Source organism: Streptomyces shenzhenensis (assembly GCF_003688995.1).
Lineage (GTDB): Bacteria > Actinomycetota > Actinomycetes > Streptomycetales > Streptomycetaceae > Streptomyces > Streptomyces shenzhenensis_A.
In genome coordinates, this window is sequence record NZ_PENI01000008.1 from 190,072 (window position 1) to 202,447 (window position 12,376).

A 12,376-nucleotide genomic window follows, 5' to 3' on the forward strand; every position below is an offset into this window, starting at 1 on the left:
CCCGGTCACGGCGTGACTCCGATCGGTGCGGGCAGGCCGAGCGCGTGGCGCAGGGTCGGTGCCGATGCCGGGGCGAGCGATGGCACGAGCGTGCGCAACACCTCCCGCAGCAGGTCGCGGTCTCCTGCCGTCGCGAGTTCCAGCCCGTCCAGGCTGTGACGTGCGGCCCAGCCCGCGATCTCGTCGGCTGTGCGGTGGACCGCTCCCGGCTCCGGTTCGATCCGGCCGAGCAGCGCGATGTCCTCGCGTCGCCGGCCCGCGCGCTCGGCCGCCTCGGTCAGCCGTACGGCCGCTCCCGGGACCTGGGCCGCGGTCACGACGACCGCGTCGGCGAGGGCGGCGACATCGGCCCAGTCCACCTCGTCACGGGCGTCGGCGACGAGCACGGGCCGTCCCTGGGGCGAGGACGGGGAGTCGAGCGGACCCTTCACCCGGTAGAAACGGCCCTCGTGGTCGATCGGTGCGATCAAGGAGTCCTCCGCGAACACACCGGTGATCTGGTCGCCGAGCAGCGCCGTCGCGGGGAAACTCTCCCAGAGCCTGGTGAGGACATACGCGTATTCCGCCCATCGCTGCGGCCGGCCGGTGGCCGTCGGCTCGGGAACCGCGGCCAGACTGGTCTCGTCGCCGTCGCCCGCGCGCAGCACGAGACCGGAGTTGCCGGCGGTGGCCCGGTCCAGGGACAGCACCCGGCGGGCGAGGTTGTAGGGGGCGTTGTGGCTGGTCGGGGCGTCGAGGACGCAGCGCAGCCGGGAAAAGCGGCCGGCCAGGTAGGCGGCGACCGCGGTGGTGTCCAGGGTGTCCTCCGGTCCGCCGTCGAGCAGTCGCACCGCGGTCACACCCGTGTCCTGGGCGAGCGCGGCGATCTCGATCGCGTCGGCGAGAGGGAGGCGGGATCCCACCGTGAGGTCGAGGACGACGATGGTCATGGGGTTTTCCTCCTCGCCTGGCCTGCGGGTTTGGGCACCGCCGCCAGATGACGTCGTGGCCGCCCCGGTGTGCGGAGACCGAGGTGGCCGCGCAGGGTGGTGTCGTCGTAGTCACGGCGGAAGAGGCCGCGGCGCCGCAGCTCGGGAATCAGGTGGTCGGCGAAGTCGTCGAACCCCGACGGCAGCACGTCCGGCATGACATTGAAGCCGTCGGCCGCCCCCCGCTCGAACCACAGCTGGATGTCGTCGGCGACCTGCTCCGGAGTGCCGACCACGATCCGGTGGCCGCCACCGCCGCTCAGCCTGCGCAGGAGCCGGCCCAGCGGGGGGTTCTCCCTGTCGATGATCGCCTTGACGATCCGGTAGAAGGTCTGCGAACCGCCGGCCTCGTCCGGCTCGACCAGCAGTTCGCGGGGGAGTGGCTCGTCGTCGCGCAGTCCCTCCAGGGAGATGCCGAGCTGGCCGGACAGGCGGCTGCGCGCATAGGCGTCGGGAAGGATCTCGTCAAGGGTCGCACGCCGGCTGCGGGCTTCCTCCTCGGTGCTGCCGAGCACCGTGGAGAGACCGGGCAGTACGACGACGTCCTCGGGCCGGCGTCCGAACGCCACCGCTCCGGCGCGGATCTCGGCGCGGAACGCCGTGGCGTGGTCGATGTCCTGGTCGGCGGAGAAGACGACCTCGGCGACCTGGGAGGCCAGCCGGCGCCCGTCACCGGATCCGCCGGCCTGTACGACGACGGGCAGCCCCTGCGGGGAGGGGAACGTGCTCCGCTCCGCCCAGTGGGCGATGACCCGTTCGGTGAACTCGGCCGCCCGCCGGTACCGCAGCGTGTGCTCGGGCTCGTCGGCCCTGCCGAAGTTACGGGCAGCGGCGGCGCCCGCCGTGGTGACGACGTTCCAGCCCACCCGGCCCCCGCTCAGGTGGTCCAGGTCGCCGACGCGGCGGGCGAGTTCGGCCGGGTCGTTGTAGCTCGACGACAGGGTCCCGATCAGCCCGATGCGCTCGGTCCGGGCGGCGATCCGGGCCAGCACGGTGGTCGGTTCCAGGTTGTTGCCGGGCCGGTGGCGCACCAGGGGCTCCACGACCGGGCCGTCGGCCAGGAACACGGCGTCGAGTTTCGCCTCCTCGGCCTTCTTCGCGATGCTCGTGTAGTGCTCGACGGTGTAGCTCGCCAGCCCGTCGGTGCCGGGATAGCGCCATGAGCCGCCGAAGACACCGGCGTTGAGGATATTCACGTTGATGTGCAGGTGGCGCGTCACCGCTGCCTTCCTTCCGGGGACTCAAGGGATTCCGGCGACGCCAGGGACCGCCGGCCGCGGTCGTACGACGATGCCGGAGCGACACCGTTGACGATGAAGTCCCCGATGACCCGGGGTTTGTGGACGACCGGGTTGTGCGAGGCGAGGGTGCGCGCGTTGCGCCAGTGCCGGTCGAGGTGTGCGCTCTCGCGGACCGTGCTCGACCCGCCGGCGTCGAAGGCGATCGTCGCGGCGGCGAGGGTGGCCTCGATGATGGCGACCTGCGCGGCCGATACGTCGATGTAGTTGGCGGCGTACGCTTCGCGCGAGCCGTCCCGGTCGGCCGACTCCAGCCCCTCGGCGACCGTCCGGAGCAGGGCGTCGGCCGTCAGCGCGTGGGCGTGGAGGCGTCCGACGACCCCGAGCACCTCGGGGTCCTGGGTGGCCTGTTCGCTCAGCGCGTGCAGACTGGTGCGGGTGCGTGACCTCACCACGGCGGTGGTCTCCTCGACCACGCTGCGGGTGATGCCCGCGAGGTTGGCCAGATGGACGAGCTGCACGAACGACGGAAGCGTGCGCAAGTCCTCCTGGTAGCGGCCCAGTTCCCCGTGCTCAGCCACCGGGACGCGGTCGAAGAGGGTGGTGCCGCTGCCGGTCAGGCGCTGTCCGATGCCATCCCAGTCGTCGCCGTGGCTGACCCCGGGGTGCCGCGCGGGCACGACGGCGAACCACCGGTTGCCGTCGTCGTCGGCGACCGCGACGCGGATGTAGTCGGCGAACAGGGAGCCGGTGGAGTAGTACTTGGTTCCGGTCACCACCTTGCGTCCGGCGACCTCGTGGATCCGGGTCGCGATACCGAAGCCGGCGCCGCCGTCGGCCGGTTCGGACTGCGCGTTGCCGAACACGGCGCCCTCCGAGATCCTGCGCAGCCAGAAGCCGGCGTCGGCGGAGTCGGTGGTGTGCCGCAGGATCTCCACGGCCGTGAAGTGACCCCGCAGGATCTGCGGAATGTTCGAATCGGCGGCGCCGGCTTCGGCCAGCAGCCGGAACAGGACGGGCAGACTCACGCCAAAACCACCCTGTTCGGTCGGTACGCGCAGCCGGCCGAACCCGGCGTCGATCAGTTCCCGCACCGGTTCGTACGGAGGTTTGCGGGACAGGTCACGGGCACCGGCCTCCGCCCGCAGCCGTGCGAAGATCCGGCGGAACTCGGCCACCGCCTCGTCCAGCGGGGGAAACGTGTTGCTCATGGGGGCTCCTCGTCGAGGTCAGCGGATCGCCAGCTGCCGGCCGGACATGGCGCCGAGCAGGTCGGCCGTGTAGTCGCAGGCGGGCGTCCCGAAGACCTCGGCCACCGCGCCCTGCTCGACGATCCGGCCGTGCCGCATCACGGCCACGTGGTCGGAGATGGCGCGCACGACCGCCAGGTCGTGCGAGATGAGGACGTAGGTGAGCCCGCGCTCGCGCTGCAACCGGTCGAGCAGTGCGAGGATCTGCGCCTGCACCGACACGTCGAGGGCCGAGACCGGCTCGTCGAGCACGACGATCCTCGGATCCGAGACCAGCGCGCGGGCGATCGCGACCCGCTGGCGCTGCCCGCCCGACAGCTCGCGGGGATGGCGGTGCAGGAAGGACGCCGGCAGCGACGCGGCCTCCAGCGCCGCGACCACCCGGTCCCGGTTCTCCCGGCGCAGTCGGTGCCGAGAGCGCACGGGCTGGAAGGACCGCAGTGGCTCCGCCACGACGGAGAGGACGTCGAAACGCGGGTCGAAGGAGGCGTGCGGGTTCTGGAAGACGATCTGGACGTCGCCGCGCAGGGGGCGGAACGCCTTGGCGCTCAGGTCGCCGACGTCGGTGCCGAGGAGGCGGACCCGGCCGGCCGTCGCAGGGACGAGGCCGGTGAGGATGCGTGCGGTGGTCGACTTGCCGCTGCCCGATTCGCCGACGACGGCGAAGGTCTCACCCTGCTCGACGGTGAAGGAGACGCCGTCGACCGCGACGTGGTCGCCGTAGTGCTTGCGCAGGTTCGTCACTTCCACCGCCGCCGGCCCGTGGGAGGGCGCCCTGCCGCTGCCGCGGTCGGGGAATTCCAGCCGCGCGGGCACGCTGTCGAGCAGGTGCCGGCTGTAGTCGTCGCGCGGGCTGCGGACGAACTCCGCCGTGGGCGCAAGCTCGACCAGCCGGCCCTGCCGCAGCACACCGACGAGATCGGAGCGGTCCGCGGCCACTCCCAGGTCGTGGGTGATCAGCACCACCGCGGTCCCGGTGCGGCGGCGCAGGTCGTCGATGAGGTCGAGCACCTGCGCCTGGACCGTCGCGTCGAGCCCCGACGTCGGCTCGTCCGCGATGATCACGTCCGGTTCGGCGGCCACGGCGGCGGCGATGAGGACGCGCTGGCGCATGCCGCCCGACAGTTCGTGGGGGAACTGCCGGTAGCGCCGCTCCACGTCGTGGAAGCCGACCAGCTCGAACAGTTCATGGACCTTCGTACGGCGTGCCTCGGCGTCCAGACCGGTGTGCAGGCGCAGGACGTCGTCGACCTGGGACCCGACGCGACGGATCGGGTCGAGGGAGAGCGTCGGGTCCTGCGGGATCAGGCTGATGGCGCGGCCCCGCAGCTGACGCAGCTGACGCGCGGGCAGGCCGCTGATGGTACGGCCCCGGTACGAGACGGTCCCGCCCAGCAGCCGCCCGTTGCCGGGCAGGAGGTCGAGCACCGCGTGTCCGATGGTGGACTTCCCCGAGCCCGACTCCCCGACGAGCGCGAGTACCTGCCCCTCGGCGAGTTCGAAGGAGACGTTCCGTACGGCCGTCCTGGTTCCGGGTCCGACCCGGTAGCCGACGCTCAGGTCCGCCACGGACAGGACGGGGCCGGGCGCGGCGCCCGACTCGGGTGGGCTGTCGCCGTTCATCGTTCCTGCCTCTCTGCGAAGTGGCGGGCGAGATGGTTGCCGGCGAGGACGACCGCGACGACGGTGAGGGCCGGGCAGACCACCAGGTACGGGCTGCTCGCCAGGTAGTTGCGTCCGTCCGCGACCAGGCGTCCCCACTCGGGGCTGGGCGGCTGGGCGCCCAGCCCGAGGAAGCTCAGGGACGCGATCCAGATGATCGCGATACCGAACTGGACGGTGACCAGGGACAGCGTCGGCACCAGCGAATTGGGCACCACGTGGCGCACGAGGACGGTCGAGGACCGGGCGCCGCTCGCCACGGCGGCCTCGACGTACTGGCTGGTTCTCGACCGCAGCACCTCCGCGCGGATGAGCCGGGCGAACGTGGCCGAGGAGGTGATCCCCACGGCGAACGCCGCCTGCAGGACGCCGTAGCCGAGGACGACGACGATGGTGATGGCCAGGAGGAAGCCGGGAATCGACAGCACGACGTCGATCAGCCGCATCACGACGGCGTCGACCCATGTGCCGAGCCAGCCGGCGAGGGCCCCGAAGACCGAGCCCACCGTGACACCGACGAGGACGGCCACCGCCGATCCCGTCAGGGACGCGCGAGCGCCGTGGACGACACGGGAGAACTGGTCGCGGCCGAGCCGGTCGGTGCCGAACCAGTGGGCGCCGGACGGCGGCAGCAGCTTCTGTGCCGCGTCGATCCGCGTCGGGCTCGCGCCGGTGAACCAGCCGGGGGCCAGCGCCCACAGCACGGCCACGGCGAGGACCGTGGCCGCCAGTACCACCGACCAGTGGCGCACCAGTCGGCGCACGGCCGTACCCGTCCGGCGGGGCAGCGCTCGTGCGGTGTCTCCGACCGGCGGCGGGCTCTCGTCCAGGGTCGTCATGACGCCACCGCCTCGTCCGGGAGCCGGGCGGGGACCGCCTCGTCCGCACCGGGACGGGCACGGGAGGGGCGCTTGGCACGCCGGGCGAGGATGTCGGCCCGGATGCGCGGATCGATCAGCGGATGGATCACATCGGCAAGGAGGTTGACGAGTACGTAACCGGTGGTGGAGATCAGCACCACGCCCTGGACGACGGGCAGATCCTGGGTGTTGACGGCGTTGAGGGTGATCTGACCGATGCCGTTGCGCGCGAACACCGCCTCGGTGACGACCGATCCGGCGATCAGCTCGCCCACGGCCAGACCGAGCATGGTGATCACCGGGAGGGACGCGTTGCGCAGCACACCGTGGCGGAAGACATAGTGCTCGCCCGCCCCGCGGGCCTGGAGGACATGGACGAACGGCTGCCGTCGGGTCGCCGTGATCGCGGCGGTGAACACCTGCGCGAGCGGTGCCGCGATCATGATGCCGAGGGTGAGCGCGGGGCCGACCAGGGCCAGGAACGTGCCGTCGTCGACCGCCGGGATCAGACGCAGCCGGAAGGAGAAGCCGTCCAGGATCAGGATGCCGACCACGAAGCTCGGTACGGAGGCGGCCAGCGCGGGGAAGGACTGGAGCAGGGCGCGCAGCCGGCTCCAGGGTGCGTAGCTTCCGGCGATCCCGAGTGCCGCCGCCACGAGCACGCCGAAGGTGAGGCCGAGGGCGGTGAGCACAAGGGTGTGGGGCAGCGCGTCGCCGAGGAGGGACGACACCGTCGAACCGCTGCTCAGCGAGTATCCGAGGTTGCCGTGCAGCAGCGCGTCGAGTGCGTGGGCGTACTGGACCACGATCGGTCGGTCGAGGCCGTAGAACGCCTTGAGGGTCCTGCCGTCCTCCGGGGTGAGCTGGTTCTGCGGGTTGTTGATCCTGTTGGAGATCGCGTCGCCGGGCAGAGCGGTGAGCAGGGCGAAGGTCAGGGTGTAGGCGGCCCAGAGCACGAGGACGGCCTGCACCAGTCGCCTGAGGATGTAGGGGGTCATGGCTCAGGACAGCCAGGTGTTGTAGAACGTCGACCGGGCCACGGCCTCGGTCTGGAAGCCGTGGACGGTGGAGCGCAGTCCGTAGACCTGTGTCTCGTCGTACAGCGGAATGGTGAGCGCGTTCTTGAGGATGTAGTCCTGGATCGCCTCGACGGCCGCGGCGCGCTTCGACGGGTCGAATTCGGCGACCTGAGCCTCCAGCAGTCTGTCCAGCGCGGGGATCTCGGTGTAGGTCGCGTCGACCAGATCGCTGTGCCACTCGGAGCGCAGCACATCGGGTTCGGCCCGGGACAGCTGGCCCTGGGTGAAGACGGTGTCCTTGGAGATCTCTGCCTCGTACTCGCTCATCGACGGGGTCTTCAGCTTCACCTCGATCCCGGCCTTCTTCCACTGCGACTGGAGCACTTCGACCACGGCCTGGGAGACCTGGTAGTACGGGGTGACGTAGAGCGTGAACGACAGCCGTGTGCTGTCCTTGGCACGGATCCCGTCGGAACCGGCCCGCCAACCGGCCTTGTCGAGCAGCCTCTTGGCCCTGGCCAGGTCGTACGTCAGGTGGGCGCTGCCGTCCGGGCGGTCCGGTGTGCCGCGGACGAGGATTCCCGTGCCGATGCCGTAACTGGGCGAGAGCGCGACCTGGTTGATCTCCTTGCGGTCGGTGGCCGCCTGGAGCGCCTGCCGGACCCGGAGGTCTTTGGTGGGTGCGTTCGCCGCCAGCGAGATATGGAGCTGGTTGGATTCGCCCTGGGCCGGGAACGCCCGGACCTGGCCTCCGCTGCTTCTGACCGTCTCCTCGTCGTCGGGGGCGATGTTGCGTACGACGTCCGCCTGGCCCGACTGGAGCCCGCCCACGGCGGTGCTCTGCTCGGGGACGGTGGTGTAGCGGATCTCGGAGAGGTATGCCTTGCCCTGGTGACGGAAGCTCGGCGGGGCCCAGTCGTAGTCGTCGCGGCGCTCGAGGACCACGCCGGTGGTGCCGTTGCCGCCGGCGACGACGAACGGACCGGAGCCGATCAGGCTGCTGAGCCTGCCCTGATCGTTCCAGTTCTTCCTGAGATAGGACTTGGCGACGATGCCGGTCCGGTAGATCGAGAGAACCTGAAGGAAGGCGGCGTTGGGCTGGGAGAGGCGGACCTTGACGGTCAGCGGTCCGGTGACCGTCGTGCCGACGTAGTTCGCGAAGAACTGGTCCGGCGCGACACCGGCGGCCTTGTTCCCGAAGCCGTGCTGGTCGAGGTTGTCCTTGACCACCTGCGCCGTCAGTTGGGTGCCGTCGCTGAAGGTGACGCCCGAACGGAGCCGGAACGTGTACGTCAGATGGTCCTCGCTGATCGTCCAGCTCTTGGCCAGCCAGGGCTCGATCCTGCCGGTCCTGGGATCCTGCCAGGTCAGCCGGTCCACCAGGTTGGGCGTCACATTGCTGTTGGACCACAGGGTGTTGGCGACCTGCCAGGCGCGGTAGCCGACCGGGTCGTAGAACGTCAGCACCCCGCCGTACCGGGGCTTGCCGGCGTCGCCCGCGGCGCTCGTACCGGATGCGCCCGTGCCGCTGCACGCCGCGAGCAGCAGGGCCGTTGCCGACAGGGTGGCGCCGAGGGCCGCGGGTGTGCGGCGGCGGGTGAGTTTCATGGCAGCGAGGGGTGTCCTTCCAAAGGGCGCGGCGGGGCGGCCGGTCCGGACCGGGGCACCGGAACATCGGCGAACAGCAGTGAGCCGTAAGAGAATTGACGCCGAGTCAAGGGACAGCTGGGGAACCGGCCATGGTGCAGGCGTGCCCGGCAGCCGACCGTGTCAGGTCCTGCCTGTGGCCCGGTGGGGAAGAAGGCGAAGAAGGCGAAGAAGGGGAGAGCGCAGGATTCCGGAGCCGAGGTGCGGGCCCGTACAGGCCGGGTCAGCTACACCGCGCGCTGGAAACCCTGAGCAGATCGACACAGCGCTCAGTGGTCAGCAACGGATCCCGGTTCATGGGGTGAGAGTGTGTGGTGGTGGCACATTTGTTGTCAACCCCATGCCCACATGGTGTGCGTTGACATTCTGATCGATCACACAGAGACTCCAACGCATGTACGAGGTTCTGCTGCTCACGAGCGAGCGCTGTGTCGACCTCGTTCGCGTGTCCAGCGCACAGTGTTGACCCTTCCGTCCGCTCCGCGCCACGCCCTCTCCTCACCCTCCCACGCCCGGCCACGCGACGGCCCCATGCTGCCGTGTGCCTTGACCTGCAGGGACTTCACATGACCAGCTCCGTGGAGCAGCATGTCACCACCGCAAGCCCACCCCGTACGGCGTCCGCGACGGCGGACGAGACGTCGCTCGTCCCGAGAGTCGAGCGGTTCGCCCGAGAGATCCTGCTGCCCCGGTCGCTCGACACCGACCGCAGCGGTGTGCCCGATGAGACCATCACGGCGCTGCGCTCCCTCGGAGCGCTGAACCACCTCGCCCCGCCGGAGTTCGGCGGCGCCGCCCTCGGCCGTACCGCGGACCGCCGGCTGCACGAACTGCTCTCCTACGCGTGCTTCAGCACCTGGCTGGTCTGGGCCCAGCACGCGCCGACGGTCGAGCGTGTTGCACGGCTGCGCGGCTCGGTCACCGGCCACCCGCTGGCCGAGCGGGTGCTGCGCGGTGACGTCCTGGTCGGCGCCGGACTCAGCGACGTGCGCCGCTATCCCGACCGTCATGTCGCCGCCGTCCGTACCACCGGCGGCTGGCGGTTCCGCGGAACGCTCTCCTGGGTCAGCGGCTGGGGTCTCAACTCGGTCCTCCTGCTCGCCGCGGTGGAGGCGGAGACCGAGCGCGTCGTGGTGGCGCTGGTCCCCGTCGGCGACCGGATGGCGGCGAGCGAGCTGGACCTCGCCGCCGTCGCGGGGAGCCGTACCCGGCGCGTCCGGCTCGACGACGTGGCGGTGCCCGACGCGTACGTGCTGAGCGTTGAGCCGCTCGCCGAGCACCACGCGGCGGACCGCTCGCAGACCAGCGACGCCCGTGCCCATGTGTTCGGCCTGGCCGGTCGTGTGCTCGACGAACTCCGTGCGGAGCCCGGGACCGGGGCGGTCGTGGAGCGGTGGTCGCCGCGCGTCGCCGAGCTGCGCGAACGGGCGTACGCCCGGGCCGACGAGGCCGCAGCCGCCGCTGACCGCACCCTGCACCTCGAGGAGCGTCTCGCGCTCAAGGTCGCCGCGGGGGAGGCGGTGTCCACGCTGAGCCGGGCCCTGCTGATCGCGCGCTCCGGCCGTGGCCTCACCACCGACGACACCGCCCAACTCCACGCACGCTCCGCGCTGTTCGTCCTCGTGCAGGGGCAGACCGCCGAGGTGCGGTCCGCCCAGCTCGCCGCCGCCCTGCCCACCTTCTGACCTCCCGTGTTCCTCAGCGGTCCGGGCCCGCATCGCCCGGGGGCCGGCCAAGCAGAGATCGGAATCATGATGAGCCTGGAATTCCTCTGGTACATCCCCAACACCGTCGAACCGGGCCACCGCGGCGACGACACGACGACCGGCTGGGGCTCCATCGAGTACTCCACCGACCTCGCTCGCACGGCGGAGGCGCACGGATGGGGCGGCGCGCTCCTGGGCACCGGATGGGGCCGCCCGGACACCTTCACCGTCGCCACCGCGCTGGCCGCCAGGACCAGCACCTTCAAGCCCTTGATCGCGATCCGTCCCGGCTACTGGCAGCCGGCCCACTTCGCCGGCGCCGCCGCCACGCTCGACCAGCTCAGCCGCGGCCGGACCCTGGTCAACATCGTCAGCGGACTCGACAATCCGGCGGCCTACGGCGACACCCGCAGTGACCCCGCGCAACGCTACGCCCGCACCCAGGAGTTCCTGCAACTCGTCCGGCGGCTGTGGACCGAGGAGGACGTCACTTTCGCCGGCGAGCACTTCCAGGTCAGCCGGTCCACGGCCGCGCCACGCCCGTACGCCATCGACGGCCGGCCGCATCCGACGCTCTACTTCGGCGGTGCCTCCGAGGCCGCCGAACGGGTCGCGGCGGCGGAGGCGGACGTCCAGCTCTTCTGGGGCGAACCGCTCGACGGCCTCGCCGAACGCATCGACCGGCTCAAGGCGTTGAGCGAGCAGGTGGGCCGCAGGCACCAGCCCCTCCAGTTCGGGCTGCGGATCACCACACTGGTGCGAGACACCACGGAGGAGGCATGGCGGGCGGCCGAGGAGAAGGTCGCGAAGATGGCGGAGAACCCGGGGGAGACCACCTGGACGGGGAACCGCAGGACCGCTGTCGGACAGCAGCGGCTCTTCGACCTCGCCGGGCGGGGTGAGGTGCTCGACACCTGCCTGTACACCACGCCCGGCAAGGTCGGCGGCGGAGGGGCGGCGACCACCTGGCTGGTCGGCTCCGCCGCCGACGTGGCCACGGCGCTGGACAAGTACCGCCGGCTGGGCATCACCCACTTCGTCCTCTCCGACACCCCGTACAAGCAGGAGATCGTCCGTATCGGCGACCAGCTGCTGCCCCGGCTGCGCTGACCATGCTGGACACACGCCGGCTGATCCTCCTGAGGGACCTCTCGGAGTACGGGACCGTCACCCTGGTCGCCGAGGCACATGGCATCACCGTGTCCGCGGTCTCCCAGCAGCTGCGCGCGCTGGAGGCGGAGGCCGGGGCGCCGCTGATGCTCCGCGCCGGGCGCGGGATGCGGCTGACCAGGGCGGGCGAGGTGCTCGTCCAGCGCACGGCCAAGGTGGTCGCGGCCCTGGAGGAGGCGGCCGGTGCGGTCCTCGCGCTGGACGGCCGGGTCCAGGGTTCCCTGGTCGTCGCGTGTTTCCAGACGGGTCTGGGCGCCCTCGCGGCGCCGCCGGCCCGGACGCTGCGCGAACGCCACCCGGGCCTGGAGGTGCGGCTGTTCGACGCACTGCCCGCGCAGGCGCTGCGCCTGCTGCGCAACCGCGAGGCGGACGTGGCGATCACCTATCGCTACGCCCCGGCTCCGGACGACATCGGCGCCGGTCTGCGCGCCAGACGGCTGTTCGGTGAGCGGTTGATGCTGCTCGTGCCGGAGAGCCTGCGCGCCGCGGCCGTCGCCGGTGGTCTCGGCGCCCTGAGCGAGGCGGACTGGATCGCCGGCGAGGACGGCACCCCGTGCACGGACGCGCTGGTCCAGGCCGCCCGGGCGGCGGGTTTCAATCCGCGCATCGCGCACCGCTGCCACCACTTCGCGACCATGGCGGAGCTGGCGGCGGCGGGTCTGGGCGCGGCGATCGTGCCGGAGCTGTCCGCGCGGCGCCGGCCCCCGGGGCTCGCCGTCGTACCCCTGGACCTCCCGGAGCGCCGGATCGACGTGGTGGTCCGGGACGGCACGCAGGACCGTCCGGTCATCGCCGAGGCACTGCGGGTCATTGAAGAAGAACTACACAGTGTGTGAAGCCACAGCTCCTGGTTTTC

Annotated in this window: 10 protein-coding genes; 3 read left to right on the forward strand and 7 right to left on the reverse strand. The window is 71.4% G+C overall.

The annotated features are described in order from the left end of the window. Nucleotides 1–5 precede the first annotated feature (5 nt). Genes CTZ28_RS15750 through CTZ28_RS15780 form a run of 7 tightly spaced genes read right to left on the reverse strand, consistent with a single transcriptional unit; the run spans nt 6 to nt 8,605 of the window. Nucleotides 6–929 carry an LLM class flavin-dependent oxidoreductase gene (locus CTZ28_RS15750; RefSeq protein WP_121890020.1) on the reverse strand — a complete coding sequence of 308 codons (924 nt, stop codon included), beginning with the start codon at nt 927–929 and terminating at the stop codon, nt 6–8. After that, nucleotides 926–2,188, reverse strand: a complete 1,263-nt coding sequence (locus CTZ28_RS15755) for an LLM class flavin-dependent oxidoreductase (protein ID WP_121890021.1) — start codon at nt 2,186–2,188, stop codon at nt 926–928. The genes CTZ28_RS15750 and CTZ28_RS15755 overlap by 4 nt, the downstream gene beginning before the upstream one ends. Beyond that, nucleotides 2,185–3,417, reverse strand: a complete 1,233-nt coding sequence (locus CTZ28_RS15760) for an acyl-CoA dehydrogenase family protein (RefSeq protein WP_121890022.1) — start codon at nt 3,415–3,417, stop codon at nt 2,185–2,187. Before CTZ28_RS15760 ends, CTZ28_RS15755 begins: the two co-directional genes overlap by 4 nt. A gap of 18 nt (nt 3,418–3,435) precedes the next feature. After that, on the reverse strand, nt 3,436–5,079 hold the full coding sequence (locus CTZ28_RS15765) for a dipeptide ABC transporter ATP-binding protein (protein WP_121890023.1): 1,644 nt from the start codon (nt 5,077–5,079) through the stop codon (nt 3,436–3,438). Further along, nucleotides 5,076–5,957, reverse strand: coding sequence for an ABC transporter permease (locus CTZ28_RS15770; RefSeq protein WP_121890024.1), 882 nt, complete (start codon nt 5,955–5,957; stop codon nt 5,076–5,078). The genes CTZ28_RS15765 and CTZ28_RS15770 overlap by 4 nt, the downstream gene beginning before the upstream one ends. Beyond that, nucleotides 5,954–6,976: an ABC transporter permease gene (locus CTZ28_RS15775; RefSeq protein ID WP_121890025.1), complete on the reverse strand. Its 1,023-nt coding sequence runs from the start codon at nt 6,974–6,976 to the stop codon at nt 5,954–5,956. The genes CTZ28_RS15770 and CTZ28_RS15775 overlap by 4 nt, the downstream gene beginning before the upstream one ends. 3 nt (nt 6,977–6,979) lie before the next feature. After that, nucleotides 6,980–8,605: an ABC transporter substrate-binding protein gene (locus tag CTZ28_RS15780; protein ID WP_121890026.1), complete on the reverse strand. Its 1,626-nt coding sequence runs from the start codon at nt 8,603–8,605 to the stop codon at nt 6,980–6,982. 605 nt (nt 8,606–9,210) lie between these two features. On the opposite strand from CTZ28_RS15780, the gene CTZ28_RS15785 reads away from it, so the two are divergent. From CTZ28_RS15785 to CTZ28_RS15795, 3 genes are all read left to right on the forward strand, one after another. Next, the gene (locus tag CTZ28_RS15785) at nt 9,211–10,329 is read left to right on the forward strand and encodes an acyl-CoA dehydrogenase family protein (protein WP_121890027.1); all 1,119 of its coding nucleotides are present in this window, start codon (nt 9,211–9,213) and stop codon (nt 10,327–10,329) included. Nucleotides 10,330–10,395: 66 nt separating this feature from the next. Beyond that, nucleotides 10,396–11,460 carry an LLM class flavin-dependent oxidoreductase gene (locus CTZ28_RS15790; protein ID WP_259471638.1) on the forward strand — a complete coding sequence of 355 codons (1,065 nt, stop codon included), beginning with the start codon at nt 10,396–10,398 and terminating at the stop codon, nt 11,458–11,460. Nucleotides 11,461–11,462: 2 nt separating this feature from the next. Next, complete coding sequence (locus CTZ28_RS15795) at nt 11,463–12,356, forward strand: LysR family transcriptional regulator (protein ID WP_121890029.1); 894 nt, start codon at nt 11,463–11,465, stop codon at nt 12,354–12,356. The last annotated feature ends 20 nt before the right edge of the window (nt 12,357–12,376 follow it).

Bases quoted from the DNA above. Each gene is read 5' to 3' on its own strand.
- CTZ28_RS15750 (WP_121890020.1), bottom strand. From the start codon at position 929: ATGACCATCGTCGTCCTCGACCTCACGGTGGGATCCCGCCTCCCTCTC.
- CTZ28_RS15760 (WP_121890022.1), bottom strand. From the start codon at position 3,417: ATGAGCAACACGTTTCCCCCGCTGGACGAGGCGGTGGCCGAGTTCCGC.
- CTZ28_RS15765 (WP_121890023.1), bottom strand. From the start codon at position 5,079: ATGAACGGCGACAGCCCACCCGAGTCGGGCGCCGCGCCCGGCCCCGTC.
- CTZ28_RS15770 (WP_121890024.1), bottom strand. From the start codon at position 5,957: ATGACGACCCTGGACGAGAGCCCGCCGCCGGTCGGAGACACCGCACGA.
- CTZ28_RS15775 (WP_121890025.1), bottom strand. From the start codon at position 6,976: ATGACCCCCTACATCCTCAGGCGACTGGTGCAGGCCGTCCTCGTGCTC.
- CTZ28_RS15780 (WP_121890026.1), bottom strand. From the start codon at position 8,605: ATGAAACTCACCCGCCGCCGCACACCCGCGGCCCTCGGCGCCACCCTG.
- CTZ28_RS15785 (WP_121890027.1), top strand. From the start codon at position 9,211: ATGACCAGCTCCGTGGAGCAGCATGTCACCACCGCAAGCCCACCCCGT.
- CTZ28_RS15790 (WP_259471638.1), top strand. From the start codon at position 10,396: ATGATGAGCCTGGAATTCCTCTGGTACATCCCCAACACCGTCGAACCG.
- CTZ28_RS15795 (WP_121890029.1), top strand. From the start codon at position 11,463: ATGCTGGACACACGCCGGCTGATCCTCCTGAGGGACCTCTCGGAGTAC.